Annotated in this window: 17 protein-coding genes; 9 read left to right on the forward strand and 8 right to left on the reverse strand. The window is 51.8% G+C overall.

Annotated elements, in window-relative coordinates; translation table 11 throughout:
• Positions 1 to 94: 94 nt before the first annotated feature.
• On the reverse strand, positions 95 to 3,190 hold the full coding sequence (locus IEV97_RS14600; protein WP_229733959.1) for a T9SS-dependent M36 family metallopeptidase: 3,096 nt from the start codon (positions 3,188 to 3,190) through the stop codon (positions 95 to 97).
• Positions 3,191 to 3,567: 377 nt separating this feature from the next.
• On the opposite strand from IEV97_RS14600, the gene IEV97_RS14605 reads away from it, so the two are divergent.
• The 4 genes from IEV97_RS14605 to IEV97_RS14620 all read left to right on the forward strand — a co-directional run bounded on the left by IEV97_RS14605 (position 3,568) and on the right by IEV97_RS14620 (position 11,239).
• Positions 3,568 to 5,475, forward strand: coding sequence for a DNA polymerase III subunit gamma/tau (locus IEV97_RS14605; RefSeq protein ID WP_188502215.1), 1,908 nt, complete (start codon positions 3,568 to 3,570; stop codon positions 5,473 to 5,475).
• Positions 5,476 to 5,607: 132 nt separating this feature from the next.
• Positions 5,608 to 8,565, forward strand: a complete 2,958-nt coding sequence (locus tag IEV97_RS14610; protein ID WP_188502216.1) for a M16 family metallopeptidase — start codon at positions 5,608 to 5,610, stop codon at positions 8,563 to 8,565.
• Positions 8,566 to 9,343: 778 nt separating this feature from the next.
• Positions 9,344 to 10,774, forward strand: a complete 1,431-nt coding sequence (locus tag IEV97_RS14615; protein WP_188502217.1) for an SLC13 family permease — start codon at positions 9,344 to 9,346, stop codon at positions 10,772 to 10,774.
• A gap of 255 nt (positions 10,775 to 11,029) precedes the next feature.
• Positions 11,030 to 11,239 (forward strand): MlaD family protein, encoded by a 210-nt coding sequence (locus IEV97_RS14620; RefSeq protein WP_188502218.1) that lies wholly within the window; start codon positions 11,030 to 11,032, stop codon positions 11,237 to 11,239.
• A gap of 75 nt (positions 11,240 to 11,314) precedes the next feature.
• Here IEV97_RS14620 and IEV97_RS14625 read toward each other — a convergent pair whose 3' ends face one another.
• From IEV97_RS14625 to IEV97_RS14640, 4 genes are all read right to left on the reverse strand, one after another.
• A complete protein-coding gene (locus tag IEV97_RS14625; protein ID WP_188502219.1) occupies positions 11,315 to 12,232 on the reverse strand; it encodes an NmrA family NAD(P)-binding protein in 918 nt (305 codons plus the stop codon).
• A 107-nt stretch (positions 12,233 to 12,339) separates the two neighbouring features.
• Positions 12,340 to 15,264, reverse strand: a complete 2,925-nt coding sequence (locus IEV97_RS14630; RefSeq protein ID WP_188502220.1) for a DEAD/DEAH box helicase — start codon at positions 15,262 to 15,264, stop codon at positions 12,340 to 12,342.
• A gap of 428 nt (positions 15,265 to 15,692) precedes the next feature.
• Positions 15,693 to 16,580: a PDDEXK family nuclease gene (locus IEV97_RS14635; RefSeq protein WP_188502221.1), complete on the reverse strand. Its 888-nt coding sequence runs from the start codon at positions 16,578 to 16,580 to the stop codon at positions 15,693 to 15,695.
• Between the two features lie 192 nt (positions 16,581 to 16,772).
• Positions 16,773 to 19,001 carry an NADP-dependent isocitrate dehydrogenase gene (locus IEV97_RS14640; protein ID WP_188502222.1) on the reverse strand — a complete coding sequence of 743 codons (2,229 nt, stop codon included), beginning with the start codon at positions 18,999 to 19,001 and terminating at the stop codon, positions 16,773 to 16,775.
• Between the two features lie 282 nt (positions 19,002 to 19,283).
• On the opposite strand from IEV97_RS14640, the gene IEV97_RS14645 reads away from it, so the two are divergent.
• Both IEV97_RS14645 and IEV97_RS14650 read left to right on the forward strand, forming a co-directional pair.
• Positions 19,284 to 20,162, forward strand: a complete 879-nt coding sequence (locus tag IEV97_RS14645; protein ID WP_188502223.1) for an SGNH/GDSL hydrolase family protein — start codon at positions 19,284 to 19,286, stop codon at positions 20,160 to 20,162.
• 87 nt (positions 20,163 to 20,249) lie between these two features.
• Positions 20,250 to 21,611, forward strand: coding sequence for an SGNH/GDSL hydrolase family protein (locus tag IEV97_RS14650; protein ID WP_188502224.1), 1,362 nt, complete (start codon positions 20,250 to 20,252; stop codon positions 21,609 to 21,611).
• Between the two features lie 13 nt (positions 21,612 to 21,624).
• Here IEV97_RS14650 and IEV97_RS14655 read toward each other — a convergent pair whose 3' ends face one another.
• The 3 genes from IEV97_RS14655 to IEV97_RS20090 all read right to left on the reverse strand — a co-directional run bounded on the left by IEV97_RS14655 (position 21,625) and on the right by IEV97_RS20090 (position 23,529).
• Positions 21,625 to 22,245, reverse strand: coding sequence for a phosphoribosyltransferase (locus IEV97_RS14655; protein ID WP_188502225.1), 621 nt, complete (start codon positions 22,243 to 22,245; stop codon positions 21,625 to 21,627).
• Between the two features lie 148 nt (positions 22,246 to 22,393).
• Entirely contained in the window at positions 22,394 to 23,071 is a 678-nt protein-coding gene (locus tag IEV97_RS14660) for a dienelactone hydrolase family protein (protein ID WP_188502335.1), read from the reverse strand.
• A gap of 191 nt (positions 23,072 to 23,262) precedes the next feature.
• Entirely contained in the window at positions 23,263 to 23,529 is a 267-nt protein-coding gene (locus IEV97_RS20090; RefSeq protein WP_229733960.1) for a hypothetical protein, read from the reverse strand.
• On the opposite strand from IEV97_RS20090, the gene IEV97_RS20095 reads away from it, so the two are divergent.
• The 3 genes from IEV97_RS20095 (at position 23,510) to IEV97_RS14675 (ending at position 25,868) form a co-directional block, all read left to right on the forward strand.
• Positions 23,510 to 23,902 carry a hypothetical protein gene (locus IEV97_RS20095; protein ID WP_229733961.1) on the forward strand — a complete coding sequence of 131 codons (393 nt, stop codon included), beginning with the start codon at positions 23,510 to 23,512 and terminating at the stop codon, positions 23,900 to 23,902. The two genes, IEV97_RS20090 and IEV97_RS20095, sit on opposite strands and share 20 nt — an antisense overlap.
• Positions 23,903 to 24,165: 263 nt before the next feature.
• Positions 24,166 to 24,852 carry a deoxyribonuclease V gene (gene nfi, locus IEV97_RS14670; protein ID WP_188502226.1) on the forward strand — a complete coding sequence of 229 codons (687 nt, stop codon included), beginning with the start codon at positions 24,166 to 24,168 and terminating at the stop codon, positions 24,850 to 24,852.
• Positions 24,853 to 25,268: 416 nt separating this feature from the next.
• Complete coding sequence (locus tag IEV97_RS14675; RefSeq protein WP_188502227.1) at positions 25,269 to 25,868, forward strand: YceI family protein; 600 nt, start codon at positions 25,269 to 25,271, stop codon at positions 25,866 to 25,868.
• Positions 25,869 to 25,889 lie beyond the last annotated feature (21 nt).

The raw sequence follows: 25,889 nt of genomic DNA on the forward strand, positions 1-25,889 counted from the left end.
GGTATAGTGGGTCTAGGTATGAGGTATACCGAAAAAAGCAAAGGCCGGTGGAGTGAATCACCGGCCTTGCCCTGTCAGGATAGTTAAACACGCATTATTTCTGCATCACAATTCGGATAAAGGACACGCCTTCGTCTGTTACCAGCCTGGCGATGTACATGCCGTTTGACAGTCTGCCTTTCTCGAACTGATAGACTTTGTGCTCACCCGCTCTGCCAGTGCCCTGTGCCAGCACAGTCACTACGGAGCCGCGCATATCGAGCACCTCCAGGGTATAGCCACCGTCCTGCGTCAGTGTAAAGCCGATGTCAGTTCTGGCGCCGAATGGGTTTGGTGTTGCACGCAGGGCCATTTTCTCAGCACTGATCTCAGCTTTGGCCGTGGCAGTTGCCGTAGCAGCCAGACCGCAGTTACCCAGTGTGCCATTCGCAGCGGTCAGCAGGTATGGCACTGCATTCGGGGCCACGCACTCTGCCACCCCGTCCACACATACCAGCACCTTGTCTTTCTTCTTGCCATCGCCGCAACGCACATCTACCACCGTAATCGTGATCGTCTTGTGCTTGATACAGCCATCGCCGTTAACGGCACGCACCGTGAAGGTATAAGTGCCGGCTGCTTTCGGCGTGAAGACCACACTGGCGCCCGACGTTGCACTCAGGCCTTCTGCTCCGCTCCAGGTATACACATTGTCAGCATCGCCACCCGCCTGCAAGCGCACGTTCTGCGGACCGTAGCCTAGGTATAGGTTAGAAGCTACGCCACCTGTGTAAACATTAGAAGTAGCCACCGCCTCCAGGGTGAGCGGCGTAGTACAGGCGTACGTTTCCGGCAGATCGAAAGCCTCTACCTGGTCGAAACGATTGGTGCTTAGCCCTTGTTTCGCGCTGTAGCCCAGGCCTCTTCTGGCAAACACTTTCCAGATCAGTTCCTGGTTGGCACCCTCGTAGTTCTGACGGTCGGCCAGCAGGATGGCATCACGACCATCGATGAAGCCAGGGCGGCAGACCTGCAGTTTCAAACCGTCGATCACCAGCTGCATGGCCATGTTGTTGCCACCTTTGCCATTGTACAGGTCCGCATCGAAACCGTACTTGTCGATCATCGCCCAGGTCAAATCCCACAGCATGGTAGACCACACAAAACCGACACCGTGCGGCTGGCTGATGGCCGCGTTGTTGGTAGAGGCATAGGTATGCGGGTTAATGCCGAAGTCAGTGGAGTAAGGTGCAGGGCGGATGCCGTTTCCATCAGTTGCCTGTCCTTGTGCATACGTACCGATGCCGCGCTTCTTAGCGCCTGTGTCACCTGGCTTCATGGTCATCATCAGGCCGAACCAGTCGCTCCATCCCTCGCCCATCTGCTCGGCGTTGCTAAGGCAGCCCGTTACGGTGCGACCGCCTGTCAGACGGTTGGAGATGCCGTGGCCATACTCGTGCACGATGATGCCGTTGTCGAAGTCGCCGTCAATTTCGGGTCTGCCATCGTCTTTCAGACGAACGATCACTTCCTCTCCGGCATCAATGCGGGCTCTGAGGAGCGCGCCTGCCTCCTGGCTGATCATCACAGCAGGTATAGTAATGGGCATGGTGGGCGTTCCACCCATCGCAATCGGGCCTCCGGGAGCATTGTTGATGACGATCACAGCGATAGCGCCAGCCAGTTGGGCTGCCTCCACTTTCTCGGTAAACGGACAGTTCCCTCTGTACGCCACGGCGATGTTACCGGCAACCTCCGCCGTGTTTGACAGCACGCCGCAACCTTCCTGCGGTACAGCGGACGTGCCTTGCCCTACCACCAGTTTGCCTACTACAGGGTCAGAGGTGAGTTTGCGGGCCCAGGCCGCTTCTGTAGCCGGATAGCTGCCCGCTACTGAGGATGGCGAAACGACGGATACCATGTCGGGGTCTGGCGGGCTGCTCCACAGGTACATCTGCATGCGTGGAGCAAAGCCGTCGGCCGGCGTAGCGAAGTTGGCGTTGTTGCGGGAAGTGCCGTTGCGATTGTCCTGTGCCTCTGCCAGCACCGGGTCACCCTGCGAGCCGCCTTTGCCATAGTTGTTGAGCTGGAAGTTACCGCTGGCCTCATCGAAGCCGTACTGGTACCACACATCGTGGATCACGTTGTTCCAGTAAAACAGGTTGGTGATGGCCGCGTCACGGTTAACCACCGGCGGTTTGGTGAAGTCGATCGGGAAGTCGAAGCTGAGGTCAGCGCCACCGTCCGGGCTGTAGTTCAGGCTCCAGCTGTTGTTGTTGTTCGGGTCTTCGTAGGCGTACACGTTGTTGCCACGTGTTCTGGTTTCGGTGTGCCAGCCTTGTGGTGACGCCAGTTGGTCGGCAGCAGAAGTGCTTACGATGGAACGGGGTCCGTGGCTGGGGCTCTCTACCGGCATGGCGAATACGTTGTAGGCATTGGATACCCGCACGATGCTTGCCTGGGGTGCCGCTACATAAGGCGATGCCGTGCTATGGCTGTGGTTGTCGTGCATAAACTTGCCTCCGGGCCCGTCATTCTCAAACTGGCAGTGCACCACCATGTTGTCTTTGTCGAGCACAGCGCCGGTCGTGGCATCCAGGCGGAGGTTCCACCAGTTCTGGGCATCCAGTTCGTAGATAGACACTTCCCAGGCCAGGCGCAAACTGCCGTCTTCCATGGGTTGGTAGACCAGCTTGGCAGGTATAGGCTCGAGTGAGATTCCGGCTTTGGAGAAGACAACGGCTCTGTTTCGGCCATTGCCCCGCTCCTGCACGGTCAGTTGTTCTTTCATGGCTATACCCAGATGCTGCGCCGCTGCTGCCACAGCGCCGGCTGCGTCCAGGCCCGGCTGGTTTGATTTTACCCGCTTGCCCACCTGCTTCTGCATGCGGTTGCCCATGGTAATCACCTGCCCTTCCTTGCTCATGCTGATGTTGGTCACGGCGCCATGCACTTCAATCCCTCGGTAAAGTTGCTTGATGTACAGGTGCTTCATGCCGCTTTTGGGGCTCTCGTTTTCGCTGGCCAACTCGAGCTCAGCGACATCTTCGTCTTCTAATCCGAGCTGCTTTTTGTTATGCTGAATGTGGTTCAGAGCAGCCTGTGGAACGGCTCTTTGATCAGACCTTCCCTGCCCGTAGGCAGTAAAAGTGCCGGACAGGAATACGACCAGCAGCAGGAGCTGCCAGTGCAGTTGTACACGTTTTTTCATGCGCTATGTTTTTAAGAGTTTGACAATCGCGGTTGGAAGGCACGGATTGCTGGAGCGGAGTAAATAACTTCTTAAAAGTAAGCACCTTACAGCATGAATAACAGGAATAATAACTGCCAAAAGTAACTATGAAAATACACCTAAAACGTTAGACAAAAACAATATAATATTGATTATTTTGTCCAAAACCCAGAAGAAGAAAGGAATTTTCATCTCGTATAGTTTATCTTATATATAGACCTTGATAGATTCAATTAAGGAAACTTTTGCTATCTTTTCCCCACTCCGATTCACTTGGCATTGTGGATAAACCCCGGGAAAACTACTGTATAAAAAGCTCTCCCATCTGAGCATCAGATTGATTATCTTTGTAGGTAATGGAAAATTTTGTAGTATCAGCGCGTAAATACCGTCCGGCCACGTTCGACAGCGTGGTGGGGCAGCACCATATCACCAACACCCTCAAAAATGCCATCAGCAGCCATCATCTGGCGCAGGCGTTCCTTTTTTGCGGGCCGCGCGGTGTGGGCAAGACAACCTGTGCCCGCATCCTGGCAAAAACCATTAACTGCCAGAACATCACCCCGGAGGTAGAAGCCTGCAACGAGTGTGAATCGTGCCGCAGCTTCAACTCCAACAGCTCGTTTAACATACACGAACTCGATGCCGCCTCCAACAACTCTGTGGAGGACATCCGCAACCTGGTGGAGCAGGTGCGCTACGCCCCGCAGACCGGCAAGTACAAGATCTACATCATAGATGAGGTGCACATGCTCTCGAACCAGGCCTTCAACGCATTTCTGAAGACGCTGGAGGAGCCGCCTGCCTATGCCATTTTCATCCTGGCCACCACGGAGCGCCACAAGATCATCCCGACCATCCTGTCGCGTTGCCAGATCTTCGACTTCAACCGGATTCGCATCGAGGACATGGTGCGCCACCTCGGCAACATCGCCCAAAAGGAAAACATACAGGCCGAGCCCGACGCCCTGCACCTGATCTCGCAGAAAGCAGACGGTGCCCTGCGCGATGCCCTGTCGATTTTTGACCAGATGGTGACTTTCTCAGGTCACAACGTGACGTACAGAGCCACGGTCGAGAACCTCCACATCCTGGACTACGACTACTACTTCCGCCTGACAGACCACCTGCTCACGCAAAACTTATCGGGTGCGCTTTTGCTGTTTGACGAGATCCTGAAGAACGGCTTTGACGCGCACAATTTCCTGATTGGCATAGGCGAGCATTTCCGCAGTCTGCTGGTGTGCAAAGACGTGCAGACAGTACAACTGCTGGAAGTATCGGACAACATCAAGGCCCGATATGCGGAGCAATCGCAGCAGGCCTCGGTATCTTTCCTGCTTTCGGGCCTTAACATCGTGAGCACCTGCGACACCAATTACAAGAGCAGCAAGAATCAGCGCCTGCACGTGGAGCTGTGCCTGATGAAAATGGCGCACCTGAACGCGGCCTTTAGTTTCGCGCAGGAAGGAGCCGAATTAAAAAAAGCTAAGGTAGTAGCCCCGGCACCAGCCGCTACCAAGCCAGTAGGTGCCCCGGCTATACCTTCGGCAGCCATGCAGCAACCTGTCAGCGGCGCCGTGCCCTCGGCGGCCATGCAGCAGCAGGGCACGGCTATACCTTCTGAGAGCCTGCAGCCACCGCATCAGCAGGGACATGTGCCCTCTGAGGAATTGCAGCAGCCTCCCAAGCCGCAGCACGTGATGCCCGATGGCCGCTTGTCGGCACCGCAGCAGGCACCCGCTGCTCCGGCACCTCCCGTACAGCGCGCGTCTATACCTGTGCCGCCCCAGAAAAAGCTCGGCAAGCTGCCCAGCCTGAAAGACCTGCAAAACCCTCCTGTCGCTGTAGCTGATATGGCCGTGGCGGAGGAAGAAGACGAAGCCGCTTATGGTGCTGCTGCCCCACTCGACCAGGCCCGCCTGAACACGGTATGGCACTCCATCCTGCGCCGCAAAAAGTCGGAGAACATGATGGAGTATACCTTGCTCAACCGCCAGTTCCACATCGGGGAAGGCAACGAGATCGTACTGCACCTGGAGAACCACGTGATGATGGACCAGTTCACCAGCCTGAGTCGAGAAATACTCCGTGAACTGAAACAGGAGACCGGCAACCGCAGCATCAAGCTCCGGGCAGAGGTGATGGAGGTGCAGGAAGGAAACAAACTGTATACCTCGCAGGACAAATTCAACTACCTGGCCGAGAAATACCCGGTGCTCGTCGATTTAAAACAGCGCTTCGGTCTCGACACTGATTTCTAATTCAGAAATAATTTTATATTTGTAAAGTTCTAATTAAAACACAAGGTGAGTCATGAGGCTTTCTTCCCGGAAGCTTCATGATTCGGCCTTTTCTGTTTTGCTATACCTTATCCTATACCTAACGTCACACCCATGAAAAAAGGATTATCGTTGTTATTGGTTGCGTCCGCGCTCACGCTCACGCAATGCAAGAACGAAACGTATCAAACCTCTTCAGCAACTGAAAATGCGGTAGCCACTACGGCGCAGAAGGAGTACAAGTACGAAACCGTTCCAAACGACCCGCTCAACGCCCGCGTCTATACCCTGGACAATGGCCTGAAGGTATACCTGACGGACTATGAAGATGCGCCACGTGTGCAAACCTTCATCGCGGTGCGTGCTGGTTCTAAAAATGATCCGGCCGATGCTACTGGTCTGGCGCACTACCTCGAGCACATGGTGTTCAAGGGCACCAGTCAACTAGGCACACAGGACTGGGTCAAAGAGAAAGCCGAGCTCGACAAGATCGAAGCCCTCTATGAGCAGCACCGCAAGACCACTGACCCGGCTCAGCGCAAGAAAATTTACCACCAGATCGACTCTATCTCCGGTGTAGCTGCTACTTATGCTGTGGCTAACGAGTATGACAAGATTCTGGGCGCTATCGGGGCCAAAGGCACCAATGCCTATACCTCCGTAGAGCAGACGGTGTATACCAACGACGTTCCGAGCAATCAGCTGGAGCGCTGGGTGGCCCTGGAAGCGCACCGTTTCGGCGAGCTGGTGCCGCGCCTGTTCCACACCGAGCTGGAGGCCGTGTACGAAGAGAAAAACCGCACGCTCGACAACGATGGCTGGAAGGTGATGGAGACCCTGAACGCCGCCATGTTCCCGACCCACCAGTACGGCACGCAGACCACGATCGGTACGGTGGAGCACCTCAAAAATCCGTCTATCATAGAGATTAAGAAGTACTTTGATAAGTACTATGTGCCAAACAACATGGCCGTAGCGCTGAGCGGCGACATCGACTTTGATCAGACCATCCGCATGATCGACGAGCATTTCGGTAAGCTGAAGCCCAGCACGGCGCCTGCCTTCACGGTAGCCCAGGAGAAGCCCATCGCGCAGCCGATTGTGAAGGAAGTGAGCGGCCCGAGTGCCGAGAACGTTTCTATCGCCTACCGCTTCCCGGGCATGAGTTCCCGCGACGCGCAGGTATTGAGCATGATCAGCGCCATCCTCTACAACGGACAGGCGGGTCTGATCGACCTGAACCTGAACCAGCAGCAGAAGGTGCTGCAGGCCTATGGCTACGACAACCAGATGAAAGACTACTCGGTGTTCCGCTTGGGCGGTTCGCCACGCCAGGGCCAGAGTCTGGACCAGGTGAAAGACATGCTGCTGGCACAGGTAGAATTGGTGAAGCAGGGCAAGTTTGACGACGAGCTGATCCCGGCTATCGTCAACGACAACAAGATCAGCCTGATGCGTGCCTACGAGCGCAACTCAGACCGTGCCGATGCCTTTGTGACGGCCTTCATCTACGACATTCCGTGGGCGGATTATGTGGAGCGCCCGGAGCAGTTCGCCAAAATTACGAAGCAGGATGTGATGGAGGTGGCCAACAAGTACCTCGGCAACAACTATGTGCTGGTGTACAAGCGCAACGACAAGAACGCCACTGCCCAGAAAGTAGAGAAGCCAAGCATCACGCCAGTACCGGTAAACCGTGACGCGCAGTCAGCTTACTACCAGAACTTTATGACGCAGGAAGTTTCGGAGCTTTCGCCTGTATTCGTAGACTACAAAGCCGACATCAAGGAGGCCAAACTGAAAAACAACATCCCGCTCCTTTATACCAAAAACAACGAGAACGGCTTGTTCCAGATGTATTACATTTTGGACATGGGCACCGACAACGACCAGAAACTGGGTATGGCAGTGAACTACCTCCGCTTTTTGGGCACGGATAAGTATAGCGCCGAAGAACTCAAGAAAGAGTTTTACAAGCTGGGCACTTCCTTCAACGTGTCAACTTCCGGCGACCAGGTATACGTGACCCTCTCCGGCCTCGACGAGAACTTTGAGCCGGCACTGGCTCTGTTTGAGAGCGTACTGCAAAACCCGAAAGCCGACCAAAAGGCCCTAGACGACATGGTACAGGGTATACTGAAAGCCCGTAACGATGCCAAGCTGAACAAAGGCGTTATCCTGAACCAGGCGTTGGTGAACTATGCAAAGTACGGTCCGAAGAATCCGTTCACGACCGTATTGTCAGAGAAGGAACTGAAGGCCGTGAAGCCGCAGGAACTGGTGAACCTGATCAAGAGCATCCCGACCTACGAGCACCGCGTGCTGTACTATGGCCCACGTGAAACAGACGCTCTGGTAGCGACGCTGAACGCAGACCACATTGTGCCAGCCAAGCTGAAGCCGGTACCGGCCGAGAAGGTATACGCCGAGCTGGATATCAAGCAGCCGACGGTATACTGGGTAGATTACAACATGGTGCAGGCCGAGCTGATCTTCCTGACCAAAGCCGATGCCTTTAAGAAAGAAATGGTGCCGACTATCCGTCTGTACAACCAGTACTTCGGCGCTGGCATGAGCTCGATTGTGTTCCAGGAGCTGCGTGAGTCAAAAGCCCTCGCCTACTCGGCTTACTCGAGCTACAGCACAGCCAGCAAGAAAGACCGCTCAAACTACATCCAATCATACATTGGCACGCAGTCAGATAAGTTACCCGAAGCGATGGCAGGTATGCAGGAACTGCTGACCAACATGCCACTGGCAGATGAGAATTTCAATCTGGCGAAGGCATCGCTGCGCAACAGCATCTCTTCGGAGCGCATCACCAAGTCGTCTATCCTGTTCGACTACGAGCGTGCCAAGCGCCTCGGCCTGGACTACGACATCCGCAAGGACGTGTACGAAAGCGCCAACAGCCTGACCTTCGACCAACTGCAAACATTCCAGAAGCAGTTCGTGAGCGGCCAGCCACAGGCAATTCTGGTGATCGGCTCGAAGGACCGTCTGAACTTCAACGAGCTGGAGAAATACGGCAAGGTAAAGCAATTGACCCTGGAGCAGGTATTTGGGTACTAAGCCTGAGTGCTATACCTAATCAAAAACAAAAGCGGCAGCCCATTCAGGCTGCCGCTTTTGTTTTTAGCTCCCCGATGATCTGTACTGTCAAATTAAATCTAAGACTCCAATTGTCATCTCGAATGCAATGAGAGATCTGGACCATTCCACCGCATTGGCAAAGTCTCAAACTTCTCCTAATGGTCGAAATGACACATAAAGGTTCAGCTAGTGCGAGCTTGCAGCTCGTACTACTACACGTGCTGAAACTAATAGCTGCGTGAAGCGGCAAGGACACGAGCTGCAAGCTCGCGCCAGCGGGAGTCATTAATCTCTTTTTCGGACATCTGTGCCCGAAAGCTTTATCGAGGGCCCCTACCCCCATTTGCTGGGGATGCCCACATCCCCGTAAGCCGATGCCGTTATCAGGTATAGGGGACATGGATGTCCCCGGCAGAAATACTTCCGGACACAGATGTCCGAAAGAGCGTTCACCGGTTTTCGGCTTACCTGCCAGTAGCTACCGCTTTTGCTAGTGCGGATTACAAATCCGCGGATATGATGCTTTCGGATTGCAAATCCGAAAGAGCGAGTATAGTGACTATATCTACCAGCATGACATTTAAAATTAAAAGCCCATAGTAGTTTTTAAGTCAATATTCAGCCAGGTATAGCCAAGTCCAAAAAAAGCTTGGACATACACCGCAGCCTGAGAAAGTATCCCTATCTAAACCCTCCCGTATTTGACTGCATCTTTCGGAGATATTGGGTATCTTGAGCCAACCGCCCCGCTATACCAATGAATAGAAGAATAAAGCAACTGTCCCGCATCACAACCGAGCTTCAGCTTCCCAGAGCGAAACGCCTGCTGATGTTTTTCGGAATTGCGCTGATTGGTGTGCTGGCGGGGTGGGTCACTTCAGCAACAACGGATTACCCACCGCCCGTTGCCTACATGACGGGGATTCTGGTGACGGCGGCCTTTCTTTGGGCCACCGAAATCATTCCCCTCTTTGCGACCTCCCTCCTGATCATAGGCACCCAGATCATCCTGCTGGGCAACCCGGGCGAATGGGGCATATTGCAGACGCCAGGTATAGCGGCCATCCCTTACCAAAGCTTTCTGGCTCCCCTGGCAGACCCCATTATTTATCTCTTCCTGGGTGGCTTCATCTTGGCCAAAGTCGGGGTGAAGGTGAACGTGGATGTATACCTGTCGAGTGCCATGCTGCGGATCTTCGGGCTGTCTGCCAAAAGCGCGCTGCTCGGCGTCATCGTCTGCACCACTATCTTTGGCATGTGGATCAGCAACACCGCCACCACGGCCATGATGATTACGCTCACCGCTTCTTTGCTGGCTTTTGTGCCGGCGGGCAACTCATTCCGAAAGGGCCTCACGCTGGCAATCCCTTTCTCAGCCAGCATCGGCGGCCTGATGACGCCCATCGGCTCTCCTCCCAACGCCATCGCGGTCGGGTTGTTGGCAAAAGAGGGCGTGCAAGTCGATTTCCTGACCTGGATGGTGATCATGTTCCCGCTCGTGCTGATCCTCCTCTTCATCCTTTTTCAACTGCTCTGGTACAGGTATAAGCCTGAAGAGCCCCTGATGCTGACGCCTGTCGAAACCAAGCCGTTTGGCGGCGAGGGCATCTTCGTGATCGTCGTGTTCACGATTACTGTGCTCCTGTGGCTCACGGACAGCCTGCATGGCATTCCCTCGGCGGTGGTGGCTTTGTTTCCGGCCATTATGTTTACGGCTTCGGGACTGCTCTCCGTAAAAGAGTTTAACCGGCTGGAGTGGAACATCCTGTTTGTGATTGCGGGCGGACTGGCGCTGGGGCAAGGCATGAACCTCACCGGCCTTGATCAGGTCATCGCAAACTCGCTGCCGCTGGAGAGCGAATGGATCGTGCTGATTATTTTTTCGACCACGCTGGTTGTCGGCACATTCATGTCCAACACCACTACGGCTATCTTGTTTATACCCATGGCGATGTCGATGGCCCAGCAGCTGGAGGGCGTCAACATGAAGTTTATGGCGCTCGGACTGGCTGTGATGGCCGGCAGTAGTATGGCACTGCCCATCAGCACCCCTCCCAACGCCATTGCCTATTCCTCTGGCGAACTTACCTCCAAGGATTTTATCATCAACGGTGTTGTGATAGGTGTGTGCAGTCTCTTCATCACGTACGTCTACTTCTGGCTGCTCACGTACTTTGGTTTATGGTAGGTATAGGCTGCTCCTGGATGTTTCCTTCTCCCCGGCTTCGGTTATGAGTCCTATTATTTTGCACATCATGTATAGCTCGCTTACATCTGTTTTCCAGAAAAAACCCTGGTTAGTCCGGTCTATAGCCTGGTTGGTATAATTGTAACAACCTGCGTCGCTGCAATTGCTATATTAACATAGGCATCAGGCACTTACCAACAGGTATAGCTACGTCTGAAGTGCCTATCAACAAGCATTTACTTAATGACTCAGAACATGGAAAACAAGATGAACTATACCAAAGCGATACTACTTATAGTGTCAGGCATTATTTCGATTGTAGCTTCACTGTGGCTGGGCGCAGGAAGCGAAACTTACGGGTTTTTGATTGGCTATGGATATACTGCCCTGGTTGGTGGTGTTCTGGGAATGGGGTATAGCTATTTTAAGAAGCAGGGAGATAAGAAGAAAACTGTAGTGCGCTAGTTTCTACTAAAACGGATTTCCCTGCTATACCTAAAGTTTGACATCTGCTTGGTTGTGCTGTAAGCAGTTAAACCTTTACCGCTTCGCCAGCACTTCGGCTACGCTAGTCCATTTCATTTCAGGGTAGCGATCGTTATCCAGCGGCTCTAGTTTGGGCAATCCGCTGAACATGTCACGCATGTACTGCATACCCTGCCAGGCCGGGAAGACTTCCTGACTACGCGGTGTGAGCGCTTTCGTGACTTTGATGATGGCATTGAATAAGCCCAGTCCCCCTACCCGGAACAAGCTAAACTCTTCTCCGGTTGCTTCAGTGGCTGCCTCTTTCAAGCCACGTGCACTGAGTACATTGCCGGCAATGCGCAAATCGCGCGGTGTGGAGGGGTCAAGCGCAGCGGCTGCGGTATAATCGGCTGTATTTTGAATAGTGGTGAAATCCAGCAACTGGTCCGCATTACCATAGTACATCACGCGCTTTAGAGGAAAGAGCACGACTGGCGCCTGCCCGGTAAGCAGATCAGCAAACATGCCGTTGTGGATAGAAGTGACCGCAATAGATGCTTTGTCTAAACGTTCTCTGAATTCTTTCCGGAGGTCGAGGTTGCGGTTATTGCCGTAGGGCAATTTCGTAAAATCGATCGCGAAGTCGGAAGGTATAAAGCGGGGCACGCCTGCCGCCACAGCCGCTTTCAGCAACAGGCTCTGTATACCCACCATCACATAGTGCAGGCCCGACAAAGCCGACACCACACAATCAGCGCCCTCGCAGGCTTTCGTCAGGTCAGCGGCGTTGTGGTAGTCTACTTCATAAATCGTAGCTCCTTGCTGCCGCAAAGCGTCCACTTTACCGCCATCACTATCCTTGCGGACCAGCGCTCTTACTTGGGCGCCTCTCGTAAGAAGCACCCTCGCAATGCGACTTCCTAGGTCCCCTGTAGCTCCTGCCAACACGATAGTTGGCTTTTGTGATGCTGCATTATTGTTACTTTCCATGGCTGCCTGTTTACCTTTGGTTTCTAACAGGGTTTGGTTGGAAAGGTTGCGGGCAAATACAGTAGGTATAAAGCAGCTCTGGGTATAATATCCCTTAGAAAGGCTCTCTAACTATCACTATTTCTACTCAGGTTCAGCCAATCGTCTTTGGTAAGTGAACTGAAGAAGCTATTATCAGCAGTAACCAGATCGGTGGCCAGTTTGGATTTGCTCTGCTGCAGTATCTGGATCTTCTCTTCCACGGTGTTAGGGCAAATAAGCCGCACGGCAATCACTTTTTTCTCCTGCCCGATCCGGTAGCTTCTGTCAATGGCCTGGTTTTCCACAGCTGGGTTCCACCACGGGTCCACTATAAACACGTAATCGGCTGCTGTTAAATTAAGGCCTGTGCCACCCGCTTTCAGGCTCACCAGGAACACGCGTATCTCCTCGTCTGTCTGAAACTGGTTCACGACTTCGCCCCTGTTGCGGGTGCTGCCTGTGAGGTAGGAGAACTTGATATTTTCCTTCACTAGCTCCTTTTTGATCAGGTCCAGCATACCGACAAACTGCGAAAACACCAGCACTTTGTGGTGCCGCGCCACATTCTGGATCTGCTGCATAAGCACCTGTATCTTAGCGGAAGTGTCTGAGAAAAGCTTTGCATCGCCGGTGAGCAGGGGTGAGTTACAGATCTGGCGCAGTTTGGTAATGCCCCGCAGCACGTGCATCGGGTGCTTGGTCAGTTCCTCTTCCCCGCTGGCGTTAATGTAGTCTCTGAATTCCTGCTCGGCTGTGTCGTATACCTTGCGCTGCTCCTCTCCCATTTCGCAGTATAGGACCATTTCCGTCTTGTCAGGAAGTTCTCTGGCTACTTCGGCCTTTGTTCTTCTCAGCACAAAGGGGCCAATCCGCTCCTGCAAAGCCTGTGCGCTGCGCCTGTCCTTAAACTTGTCGATGGGCATGGAGTACGTGTTCCGAAAGTAGGTCCTGGTGCCCAGCAGGCCTGGATTGACAAAGGAAAGCTGCGCATAAATGTCGAAGGTGTTGTTCTCAAATGGCGTACCTGTGAGCACCACTCTGTTGCGTGACTGCAGTAAGCAAGCTGCTTTGTAGCGCTGCGAGTTCGGGTTCTTGATGTTCTGCGACTCGTCCAGGAAGGTATAGCCGAAGGTGTATTTCTTCAGAAAGTCAATATCAGTGAGTAGCGTGTTGTAGGTGGTGATGACCACATCGTATTGCTGGAAAGCGTCTGTGGCCTTTGACCTATTTGGACCGTGGTGTACGAGTACTTGCAGCGATGGCGCGAACCTGTCCAGCTCCGCCTGCCAGTTCGGTATAAGCGAGGTAGGCACGACCAAGAGGTGTGTTTGCCGCTCCCGTTTTTCCTGCAGCAACAGCATGAACGCAATTACCTGCACTGTTTTGCCCAGGCCCATGTCGTCGGCGAGGCAGCCGCCAAATTGCAGATCGTCTAAGAAGTTGAGCCAGCTCAGCCCCTGCAACTGGTATGGCCGCAGGGTAGCTTGCAGTCCGGCCGGCACAGGTGCGGCCGCAATGTTCTCCACGTTGCTCAGCTGCGCCTGGTACCACCACAGCTCTTTGTGCACCTGCTCGTCCAGCATGTAGTCTTCGAACAGCTCGGTGAGCACGGCAAAGTTTGTTTTGGGAATTTGCAGTTGCTCCTCCTCCACTATACCTGTGTCGAAAAAGACTTTTAGCTTCTGCAGCCACTCTTCCGGTATAATGCCCATGGTGCCATCGTCGAGCAGCACGTACCTGCTCTTGTTCACGACTGCCTTCTTCAGCTGCTTGATCGAAGCTTTTTTACGTCCGAACTTCACGTTCACCGTCACATTAAACCAGTTGAGTCCGCTGTCTACCTGTATAGCCACTGTGGCTTTGTGCTGGTTGAGCTTGTTGCCTTGCAGGTCGTTAAAGCCCAGAATCGTAACTCCATGCGCAGCCAGGTTGTCGAAGACATCCAGGAACCAGGCCTCGTCCAGGAAGCGCTCCTTGTGCAGGTAGAAGTAGTCGAGCATGTTATCCAACTGCTCCCAGAAGTGCGGGTGCTGCTGGATAAGCAACTTGGTATAGGCTGTTTCTAACTCGGTGTTTCGCGCCACATAGAATGGTCTGCCCAAGTTATCCTGATCATAAATCAGCTTATTCGACAGCAACGGGATCTCAATTTCGCCATACCGCACGAAAGGATGCAGCAACACGTAATTTTCCGACTCGATCAGGTATAGCACCTTTTCCGGCGGCTGGTTAAAGCCTTTGCTTCGCAGCTGGACTCTAGTGGCAGGTTTCAAATAGGTATGCTCTACCGGCACATGCGACTCCATTTTGGCCAGAACCTGCCGCTGAAATTGCAGAAAAGTATCGTGCGGAAGCCGCAGCTCGTTCCCATGCTTTTTGAAATAAACCACCACAGATGGCAGGTGTGGGTTGGAGCACAGGTACCAGGCATGGTCGGCAACCAGGAAGTGGCCGAATCGGACGTTGATGCGGTTAAGAGGGTAATAGGTGCCATTTACAAACAGATCGCTGGTGACACTGAACACGTCGCTACTCAGGCCGATGCGCACTTTAAAGTCGATACTGGGTTGCGTGACCTGCACAGGTGTAAGCGACTTCGCTGTTATTTTCTCGGAAACTTCGCTATCGTGGAGATAGAAGGTATAGCGCAGCGGGTTGCGCACAAGCGCCTTCAGACTGGCCGTATCAGCAGCTGCCTTTTCATAGAAGCTCTGAAAGCGGGCAATGGCGCTGTAAAATTTCAACTCCTCCGGCCTTTCGGTCCGCCACACCAGTTCCAGCGGATTCAGCACCGTAAAAGGCGCTTTTAGCTCTCCTGTAACGCTCAGACTACAGGAGACGAGTTGGGCACTGAACAGGTTGTAGTAGCGGTGCCTGCCAATCACAATGATCGTTCTCAAATCAGTGGAAGCTCCAGACAGCTGTGGTTGAGAAGCAAGGTGTGCGGCAAAAAGCGACTCCGGGTCGTCGGTGCTGTCAAAAGGTTCGAACGGTGGGTATTGCTCTTCCATTGGTGCTTCTCAGGCAGGCGATGTGCTTCAGGTATTAGCTGCGCCCTAACTTCAAAGTTAAGCAAATGCAGATTCAGACGTAGGATTTTAACAGCTTGATATTACGTGGTGCTCCAGAAGAGAAGTTAGACAATGACTTATTCAGCGTCTCACTCGGGCATATGGCTTTGCTGGTGATTAGGCATGCAGCCATTTTCCAATTGGCGGAAGTATACCTTGTGGATTTACGCCAGTTACAAACTGGACTTATGGTAAGCCATATGTTACGCTGACGCTAAACTTATGGTACGGGTGGAATTCGGATCAAAATCTTTGCAAGTTACCATAACTACTTGTTTACTTTGGCTTGCAACAGGCTTCTAAGGGAAAGGTTACGCGTTATAACAAGGGTTTATTTAAAAAAAGCTCTAAAATAATTTTTTTCCAATTTAAATCTTGTACGCTTTTGGCAAGTAGCTTGATCGGTAATTATCAGCTTGCATTTTTAGGCCCTGATTATAAGACCAATGAGGTACTTTAATACCATCATAATCAAATATGCGTTCTAGTCCCCCTGAATTAATATGTTTTATGATTGACAAAATTAACTCACAACATTCGTCTGTAAATTTATAGACCTGTTCTTCCGAAAAACGAACAATAATCCAGTTACCATTCTCAAAGTATCGATTTCTCAAGTCATCTGTTTCAATATGATGTATTGGTCTAGAATGTAAACTAAAACTATAGGGCTCATCTATCTCAACATCAATATATAAAGTATTAATGCCTACTTTTGACGATATAACAATATCTGGATAATAAGTTACATCGCTAAATCTAACTTCGTATTCGTTATCTACGAATTCTAAATTCAAATATTTTAGCAGCTTTCTCTTGAAGTACAATTCACTGTGGCCTCTTTTAGACTTTTTTGTAGTAATCCTTGGCACAACAGCTTGCTTAAGGCTTTCATCAATTTTATTTACAATATATAAATTTGCATCAAATAATTCATGTTTTCCATTCCTAGTGTAGGAAACTGTAGACCGAGGCTGAAAAGCATCGTTTAAATACAATTTATATACAGCATAAGCCTTTTCATAAATCTTCTTTTCAGATTTAACCTTTTTGATATTATGATATAGTAAAATAAAAATAAAGCCTGAAATAATTATTGGCACCGCATTACCAATCAAAATACCAAAAGCAATAAAAAATAGTGCAATTAAACATACAAAAACAGCGTTCTTAATGACTATAGGAAATGGCGGATTATTACATATAGGCTCTTTTGGTGGCAGTAATGCATTAGTGATTGTAGTAGGGATGATCACCTTAGGATATGTATACTTACATTTATCTATCAACTTTTTCTATATTAGTATGGGATTTTAATTAAAATACCAACCACAAGGTTTTGAAAACAATTCATATTTGAGTAAACATTACCTATAAAGTCTGACAAAAAACAAAAGAAGGCTGCCCAATCACTTAGGCAGCCTTTCTATTTAACTGTATACCTTAGACTAGAAACCAGCCAACGCCGCATTCAGCGTCTCACTCGGACGCATGGCTTTGCTGGTTTTCTCTTCGTTCGGGTGGTAGTAACCGCCGATGTCTACCGGTTTGCCTTGGGCGGCGATCTGCTCGTCCACGATCTTCTGCTCGTTGTCGGTCAGCTCCTGCGCCAGCTTCAAGAACTTGTCTTTCAGTTCTTGGTTCTTCGACTGCTCGGCCAGCGCCTGTGCCCAGTATAGGGCCAGGTAGAAGTGGCTGCCGCGGTTGTCGATGCCGCCTACTTTACGGGCCGGTGACTTGTCTTTCTCCAGGAACTCAGCGTTCGCTTTGTTGAGGGCTTCTGCCAGTACTTCTGCTTTCTCGTTCTTGGTTTTGTAAGCCAGGTCTTCCAGCGATACCGCCAGGGCCAGGAACTCGCCCAGTGAATCCCAACGCAGGTAGTTCTCTTCTACAAACTGCTCTACGTGCTTCGGTGCAGATCCGCCCGCACCAGTTTCGAACAGGCCACCACCGTCCAGTAACGGAACGATCGAAAGCATCTTCGCGCTGGTGCCCAGCTCGATGATCGGGAACAGGTCCGTCAGGTAGTCGCGCAGCACGTTGCCGGTTACGGAGATCGTATCTTTGCCCGCTTTGGCGCGCTCGCAGGTATAGCGCATGGCCTCAACCGGAGACATGATCTTGATCTCAAGACCGTCTGTATCGTGGTCCTGCAGGTATTTTTCTACTTTTTGGATCAGGTTGGCGTCGTGCGCACGCTGCGGGTCCAGCCAGAAGATGGCAGGCGTGTTCGTGATGCGGGCTCTTGTCACGGCCAGTTTCACCCAGTCCTGGATCGGAAGGTCTTTGGTCTGGCAGGCTCTGAAAATATCGCCTTGCTCTACTTTCTGCTCCATCAACGTGTTGCCATTGGCGTCAACTACACGCACCACACCAGCTTCAGCGATTTCGAAGGTCTTGTCATGCGAGCCGTACTCTTCTGCCTTCTGCGCCATCAGGCCGATGTTTGGTACCGTGCCCATCGTGGTCGGGTCGAAAGCGCCGTTCTCTTTGCAGAACTGGATCACTTCCTGGTAGATCTGCGCATACGAGCGGTCCGGAATGATCGCTTTGGTGTCGTGCAGTTTGCCGTCTGGGCCCCACATCTGGCCGGAAGAACGGATGGCCGCCGGCATCGACGCGTCGATGATCATGTCGCTTGGCACGTGCAGGTTGGTGATGCCCTTGTCAGAGTTTACCATCGCCAGTTCAGGGCGCTGCGCCATCTCCGCTTTCAGATCTGCTTCGATCTCGGCACGCTTCTCGGCTGATAGGTTCTGGATCTTCGCATACACGTCGCCCAAACCGTTGTTCGGGTCAACGCCGATTTCTTTGAACGTAGCGGCGTGCTTGGCGAACGTGTCTTTGAAGAACACGGTCACCGCGTGGCCAAACATAATAGGATCAGACACCTTCATCATCGTAGCCTTCAGGTGCAGCGATAACAGGATGCCTTGCTCTTTTGCCTCCGCAATTTCCTTCTCCAGGAACGAACGGAGCGCGTTACGGCTCATCACCGAAGAGTCCATCACTTCGCCGGCCTTCAAGGCTACTTTGTCTTTCAGCACTTTGGTTTCGCCGTTAGCACCAACAAACTCGATGCGTACATCGGTCGCTTTGTCTACTACTACAGACTGCTCGCTGCCGTAAAAGTCGCCGCCCGTCATGTGGGCCACGTGGGTTTTAGAGTCAGACGACCATTTGCCCATGGAGTGCGGGTGTTTCTTGGCGTACTGCTTCACGGCATCCGCCACACGGCGGTCCGAGTTGCCTTCGCGCAGCACCGGGTTTACAGCACTACCCAAAATCTTCGCGTAACGTGCTTTCGCATCTTTCTCAGCATCGTTTTTCGGATCGGCCGGATAATCCGGGATGTTGTAGCCCTGCGACTGCAGTTCTTTGATCGCCTCTACCAGCTGAGGTATAGATGCACTGATGTTTGGCAGCTTGATGATATTGGCTTCCGGCGTTTTGGCCAGGTCGCCCAGGTAGGCCAGGTCGTCTGACTGCTTCTGGTCTTCCGAAAGGTTTTCCGGGAAAGCGGCGATGATGCGGCCAGCCAGGGAAATGTCTCTGGTCTCTACTTCGATGTCGGCGGCTTTGGTGAAGGCCTGCACAATCGGCAGGAATGAACGCGTTGCCAGTGCAGGCGCTTCATCTGTAATGGTATAAATGATTTTTGATGATTTTGTCGTCATGTAGGTCCGTATTTAAATAGTTAGTTTCGGGAAACTGAATCTGCCGCCATTTCTCAGCCGGTAACACCATGTTCCCCCACGCTAGTTTAAGAAGCAAATATAAGAGTCTTTTTGATAAGGCTAAACCTTCCCCGGGTGTTTCGTTTGCACCACTTGGCACAGACGCCTTTTCATAAAATTGGACAATAATCAGGTGACGTTCACAATCTAAATGCAACCGAATTTCATACTTCTCGTTTTTAGCCACTGTGCTTCCCTTACTAATTACTTGTAAACCACATTATGTTTTCGAAACTTAAGATCGACTTTAGATATCTATTACTCCTTTCATTTATCCTATTCTCCACAGCCTGTACTGACGATGAGACCAAAGAAGAGATAGAGCCGCAGCAGGAAAGTATATCACTCAAAATTATGCCTTTGGGTAACTCCATCACGCAGGGAGGAGAGGTTAACCCCAGTTACCGGTATGAACTCTGGAAGATGCTGGTAGATGCCGGGGTAAAATTTGAGTTTGTAGGCTCTATGGACACGAACTGGTACCGGAATGCTCCCAATACGGAGCAAGGCGCTGACGTAGCCTCTCCTGTTATGGGGCAAACGTACAAAGGGCAAACTTTCACGAACAAACATGAAGGGCACTGGGGCTGGAATACCAGTGATATGCTGAACGGCTACGAAAAACCAACCCAGTACAAGCGCGACAAAGGCAAGTTGAGTGATTGGCTCAAGGGCTATACCCCGGATGTGGTGTTGATGCACCTGGGCACCAACGACATGATTCACGCCAAAACAACTGACGGCACTGTAAAGAGAATAGAACAGATCATCGGGCAGCTGCGCGCTGACAACGAAAATGTCGCGATCCTGCTGGCCAAGATCACCCCTATACCTGCGGAGTTCGCCAACGTTGACTCAACACAACATTTTGTGTCGCTGTTGCCTGCCCTGGCAACACGTCTTACAACTCAGAAATCTCCAATTATAGTAGTGGACATAAACTCCGGCTACAATCCGGCTACCCTTACCTACGACGCGCTGCACCCGAATACGGAAGGCGAAAAATTCATTGCCAAGCGCTGGTATGACGCCATCCGGGCAAATGAAGAGACATTGTACAATTTAGCAGCGCAACGCCACCGCAGAGAGACGGGCCAATAGCACCTGACACCCTGCACTAAGCGCAACTCAACAGCGCTGCGCTCGTTTTATGAGCTACTTATTACCAATCACTTAGCTTACAGTTCTATGCTCTCCCTTCTCTACCGCCTCCGAAAACAAGCTTACATCCTTATCCCTTTTTTATTCTTTGGTTTCGAGGCTCATCCGCAATCCAAGCCGATCAGGATCATGCCTTTGGGTAATTCGATTACGCAGGGGAACAAGGAGCTTGCCAGCTACAGGTATTCTCTGTGGATGAAGCTGATTGATACGGGCGTAAACTTTGAGTTTGTAGGTTCTCAGACAGAGAATGAAGGCGGCAACCCTCCTTTTCAAGATTATAAGGGGCAATCCTTCAGCAACAGAAACGAAGGTCATTGGGGATGGCGAGCTGATGAAATACTGAATGGCAGAGATGGAAACAATATTGCTAAATGGGCTGAAGCGCATAAGCCAGATTTTGTACTGCTGCACCTGGGCACAAACGACCTGTTTCAGAACCAGTCCATAGAGAGTACTATTACTGATCTAAGACAAATAGTTGGGGTCCTGCGAGAAAAGAACCCGGCTGTCTCGATCTTTCTGGCCCAGCTCATCCCGGCCGATCCGAACGATCAGTACCTGAAAGAACTAAGCGAGAAAATTCCGCTCTTCAATGCGCAGGTACCGGCACTTGTCACTTCCCTAAACAACGATAGCCAATATCCTGATTCGCAAGTAGTTTTGGTAGATCAGAACACTGGGTTTAACCCTACCAAAAACCCTAACTCGGCAGGAGGCCAAGGTGACTCTTACGATGGACTTCACCCCAATAAGCTTGGCGAAGAAAAAATGGCGCAGGTCTGGTTTGATGCCATCATGGAAGAAATCATCATTCCGCTGCCGGTAGAACTGCACAGCTTTAAAGGTATAGCCACACAGAGCGGAGTGCAGCTGACTTGGGAAACGGCCTCGGAACTGGACAACGCTTTTTTTGAAGTGCAGCGCGGACAAACTGCCACCGAATTTGACTCCATTAGCCGTGTAGAAGGGGCCGGCACGACCGCCCTTCCGCAAAGCTATACCTTTCAGGACAGGAAAGCCGGCAACGGCGTCAATTACTACCGCCTCCGGCAGGTGGACTTTGATGGCACAGAGAGCTACTCTCCGGTAGTAGCCGTGAGCCTGGCACAGGCCACGATAGAAGAAATGCGGGTATACCCGACCCACACCAAAAGCAGCCACCCGGTTACGGTGCAGCTGCTGGCCTTGCAGCCTTTGGAGAAGTTCAACATCTCGATCTATACCCTGGAAGGAAAACTGGTTAAGGAATATGCAGCGGAAGCTGACAATCGGGGCAATTTCATTCAGCTACTCAACACAGCCGAGCTAAGTGACGGCAGTATGTACATGGTCAGGGCCTCTCTGCCAGGCAGGGCCTTTATCCGCCACCTCATGATCGACCGTTAAGCGCAGCCTATACCTATACCTGACTTTCCTGCCTGAGCAGACGTATTACCTCTTCATCGCTTACCTGTTCAAATTCCTGGTAAAACTGCCCCACCGCCTGAAACATGGGAGGCACCAGCAGGCATACCACTTCATCTACTATCGTCTCAAATTGCTTAATAGCTGCTCGTGGGGCGACAGGCACTGCTACAATGATCTTGCGGGGTTGCTTATGCCGGGCCATGTTCACGGTAGACAGCAGCGTCTTGCCTGTGGCGATGCCATCGTCCACGATGATCACAATACGGTCGCGCATATCCACAGGCTGGCGGTCACCCATGAAGAGTTTGTACTTCTGGCGCAGACTTGTTTTTATTCGTGTTACCTCCGCCTGGATGTACTCTGCTGGTACGTCGGTCCGCTTATCTACCTCCACATCCTCCAGGCTCACCGCTCCTATCGCAAACTCCGGGTTAGCGGGGTGCCCGATTTTCTTGGAAACGATCACATCCAAAGGCATGCCCAATCGCCGGGCAATGGGCGCTGCCACCGGCACCCCTCCCCGAGGTATAGCCAGCACCACCCCCTTCTGCCCTTTGTAGTGCTCCAGCCTATCGGCCAGCAACTCTGCCGCGACGTGTCTATTGGGTATCATGGTTTTTTATTTTTGATTTAGTGATTGAGTGGATGAGTGATTGTTAAATTGTTGATGGTTAAATTGTTGGATTGTTTATCAGATCGATTGAAGTCACTAAATCATTCATCTATTCACTCATCCACTCAATCACTCCATCACTCACTCCCTACCTCTCCCTTAACGGGTGCTGTTTTCCGGGCTCCAGGTATTTTCGGAACCAGTCTGTTGCCAGTTGGGCGGCCATTTCAAGTGCTCCTGGTTCTTCAAACAAATGCGTGGCATCGGGCACGATCTCCAAATCCTTTAAGCATTGCAGCCGGTCCTGTGCCCACTTGTTCAGATCGAGCACCTCTTCGTCCAGGCCACCTACAATCAGCAGCGTTGGGCTCTGCACATCAGGTAGCACCTCACCTGCCAGGTCGGGGCGCCCCCCCCGGCTTACCACCGCACCAATGATATCACCGCCAAGTGCGGCAGCGGCACTGAGCGCCGAGGCAGCTCCGGTGCTCGCGCCGAACAGCCCGATGTGCAGGTCTTTCGTGTAGTCGCTCTGCTGTGCCCAAGTCACGGCATCGATCAGGCGCGTGGTCAGAAGCGCTATATCAAACCGGTTCTCCTGGCGCTGGTCCTCCTCTTCTGTAAGCAGGTCGAAGAGCATGGTGGCAAAACGGGAGCGCTGCAGGTGCTCTGCCACAAAGCGGTTGCGCGAGCTGAGGCGGCTGCTCCCACTGCCATGCGAAAAAATCACCAGGCCTTTTGCATGCTCCGGCACAACCAGATCTGCGGTCAGCAGCGCATTTCCAGCCTTAAGCTGCAGGCTGTCGTTGTAGATAAAATTTACCATCAAGTTTGTTTTCGTTAGTGAAGCGTCTATAAATTAATCTACGTCTTGGTATAGTAATAGTTGAAAAGCTGTGCTGTGATCGCCTCTCAGGTATAAGCCCCATCAGCCAAAACACCGTATAGAGGCTATACCTGAGTTTGATCCGTATGCGTAGCCTTACCCTATCTTCCCTGACCTGCCTGACGCTATTGTCAGGTATAGCCTCCTGCGGATCCAGAGACACGGAGCAAAACATGGCGGAGGAGCGTGCTGATGAGCACCAGCGCTTGGAAGAAGTACAGGAGGAGCACATACGACGGGGCAGCGCTCCAAACCAGGACTCCATTTCTTTCGGGCAGGCCTTCGCCCTTTTCATGACGGCCCTGCAGGCTTCTGACACGACCACTCTCAATCTTCCACCCGGACCACGGGCTTTGGATCATAGAGCAGCCCGGCGCCATGCCCAAAATGACGCGCATGACGGATATCCGGGATTTCAAGCGCGAGTATCAGGACAGGTCCTTCTTCACCATCCGGGACGAAGTAAAGACCTGTGACCTTCGTGAAGAAGCCTGGCCATCCTTCGACTGTGCCGACCTGAACTATGATGAAGGCCAGTCGGGCTACAGCAAGGACGGTTGCTTTGTATCTGATCCCGCCAAGCTTCAGAAAAGTGGCTACTGGGATTATGCCAGCCTTACAGATACAGAGATCAAGCAGATCAAGGCCACCTTGCCCCTTCTGCAAAGATCAGTACTCCACACGGCCACTTCTTTTGAGTTTCACTTCGGCCCTGTAGACGGACAGTGGCGCCTGTTGTTCGCTAAACTGATTTACCCCTGCAGCGCTTGAGTTATTTTCGAATGAGTGATTTAGTGAGTTGGTGAGTTAGTGATTGGGTGGGTTTTGATTAAGTGGGTGAGTTATATATTAAGTGAATTTGCAAAAGTTGGGCAGGAACATAGCGCCTGAATAATTTCACTTGGGGAAAAAGTAGAAACAAAATCTTGAATCAAACAGCCCGGCCAATCTAACGTATCCCCAGAATAACAATCACAAAATCACTCAACCACTCATTCACCAACTCACCAACTCACTAAATCACTCATTCAAAAATGCCTTACTACCGACGCTTCGATCAGCCTGCTCCGGATCCTGCTTTGCTTGCCCGCCTGACCGAGCAGCAACGCGAGATGCAGCGGCGGGTCATCATCCAAAAGCCTGACTTCAACCTGAAACTGATTGCCGGCTGCGACTCTTCCTTTGTGGGGGAGGATCATATCCTTTCGGTGTTTGTGCTGCTCTCATACCCGGAGCTGGAGGTGCTGGAGAAGGTATGGCACTATGGAGAAGTGGAGTTGCCTTATGTTCCGGGCTTCCTTTCTTTCAGAGAAGCGCCCAACCTGCTCAAAGCCTACGAAAAACTGCAGCAAAAGCCTGACCTGATCATGGTGGATGGCCACGGCATTTCCCACCCGCGTCGCCTGGGTATAGCCACCCACCTGGGTCTGCAATTAAATAAGCCTATCATGGGCGTCGCCAAGAAAGTGCTCGTCGGCAGGTATAAGGAGCCGGACATGCAAAAAGGGGCTGTCTCGCCCTTGGAGCACAAAGGCGAACTGATCGGAAACGTGCTGCGCACTAAAGATAATGTAAAGCCCGTGTTCGTCTCCGCTGGTCACCTGATGGATCTGGCGTCTGCTACGGAGATCGCCATGGCCTGCTCGGTGAAACACAAACTACCGGAGCCGACGAGGCTGGCAGACCACTATGCGGCAGTCTTTAAGAGTGAAGTAAAGTAATTAAATACACTAGTTCCCATTTTGTACTTTCCTGATCCGGGGAATCCCAGGCTACACTTTACCCGGTAGCCTACAGACACTCAATCACTTATAACAACAAAAGTAACGCAAACCCCGGCGTTCAAAAAGAATGGCATGGCTGCTCCCTCAGCCAGGCCATTCTTTTTCTCAATTCTTAGCCCTCATTTCATGCACAAGGTGTGGCGGCAGACCTTTGCTGTCTACCTCCAAAGTACCGAAAATGTAACAAATCGGGCTAAAAACCGGCTTTTACCTCATATTACCCTCATTCGTCATTTTAAAAGGTAACCAAGGTCATCTATTGGGCTGCCCAATGTCATACTTTCCGGAGTCAGGCTGCTATAGTTTTGCATCATAGAAATAACACAAATAGCAACAACTTAACCGCCTGTATCATGAAAATATTGAACCCCATAAAATTGCTGAGTTTGTTTAGCATCCTTTTAGGATTAAGCCTAGGCAATACACTGCTCGCCCAGGACCAGTATAAACTGGCCGGCAAGCCCGAACTTAAGGTAAACGGCACTTCTACCATCCACGACTGGGAAATGACATCGGCGCAGGCCCAGGGTACAGCTGAAATGACGTTGGAAGGCGCCACGCTTAAAAACGTGAAGGCTGCCTCCGTGACCATGAAGACGCAGTCCATCAAAAGCGGTACAGCCAAAATGGACGAGATCGCATACGAGTCGCTCAAGGCAAGCAAGCACACTGACATCGTGTTTACCCTGACCTCTTTCCGCACCCTGGACAACAACCGCGCCCAGGCTACCGGTAACCTGACCATTGCGGGCACCACGAAGCCAGTAACTTTTAACGTGGCAACCAGCACAAAATCCGGCGTGGTACAGTTGGCGGGCGAGGCAAACATCAAGTTCACTGACTTCGGCATCAAACCACCCACAGCGCTTTTAGGCACAGTAAAGACCGGTAACGAGCTTAAGCTGAGCTTCAAGGCGAATTTCCAGCCTGTAACTTCTTATTCAAAAAACTAAAGAACTCTTAAATACTGAACA

This window comes from Pontibacter amylolyticus, assembly GCF_014638845.1.
Taxonomy (GTDB): Bacteria; Bacteroidota; Bacteroidia; order Cytophagales; family Hymenobacteraceae; genus Pontibacter; species Pontibacter amylolyticus.

Coding starts and splice junctions, on each gene's coding strand:
- IEV97_RS14600 (WP_229733959.1), bottom strand. CDS start 3,190: ATGAAAAAACGTGTACAACTGCACTGGCAGCTCCTGCTGCTGGTCGTA.
- IEV97_RS14605 (WP_188502215.1), top strand. CDS start 3,568: ATGGAAAATTTTGTAGTATCAGCGCGTAAATACCGTCCGGCCACGTTC.
- IEV97_RS14610 (WP_188502216.1), top strand. CDS start 5,608: ATGAAAAAAGGATTATCGTTGTTATTGGTTGCGTCCGCGCTCACGCTC.
- IEV97_RS14615 (WP_188502217.1), top strand. CDS start 9,344: ATGAATAGAAGAATAAAGCAACTGTCCCGCATCACAACCGAGCTTCAG.
- IEV97_RS14620 (WP_188502218.1), top strand. CDS start 11,030: ATGGAAAACAAGATGAACTATACCAAAGCGATACTACTTATAGTGTCA.
- IEV97_RS14625 (WP_188502219.1), bottom strand. CDS start 12,232: ATGGAAAGTAACAATAATGCAGCATCACAAAAGCCAACTATCGTGTTG.
- IEV97_RS14630 (WP_188502220.1), bottom strand. CDS start 15,264: ATGGAAGAGCAATACCCACCGTTCGAACCTTTTGACAGCACCGACGAC.
- IEV97_RS14640 (WP_188502222.1), bottom strand. CDS start 19,001: ATGACGACAAAATCATCAAAAATCATTTATACCATTACAGATGAAGCG.
- IEV97_RS14645 (WP_188502223.1), top strand. CDS start 19,284: ATGTTTTCGAAACTTAAGATCGACTTTAGATATCTATTACTCCTTTCA.
- IEV97_RS14650 (WP_188502224.1), top strand. CDS start 20,250: ATGCTCTCCCTTCTCTACCGCCTCCGAAAACAAGCTTACATCCTTATC.
- IEV97_RS14655 (WP_188502225.1), bottom strand. CDS start 22,245: ATGATACCCAATAGACACGTCGCGGCAGAGTTGCTGGCCGATAGGCTG.
- IEV97_RS14660 (WP_188502335.1), bottom strand. CDS start 23,071: ATGGTAAATTTTATCTACAACGACAGCCTGCAGCTTAAGGCTGGAAAT.
- IEV97_RS20095 (WP_229733961.1), top strand. CDS start 23,510: ATGCCCAAAATGACGCGCATGACGGATATCCGGGATTTCAAGCGCGAG.
- IEV97_RS20090 (WP_229733960.1), bottom strand. CDS start 23,529: ATGCGCGTCATTTTGGGCATGGCGCCGGGCTGCTCTATGATCCAAAGC.
- nfi (WP_188502226.1), top strand. CDS start 24,166: ATGCCTTACTACCGACGCTTCGATCAGCCTGCTCCGGATCCTGCTTTG.
- IEV97_RS14675 (WP_188502227.1), top strand. CDS start 25,269: ATGAAAATATTGAACCCCATAAAATTGCTGAGTTTGTTTAGCATCCTT.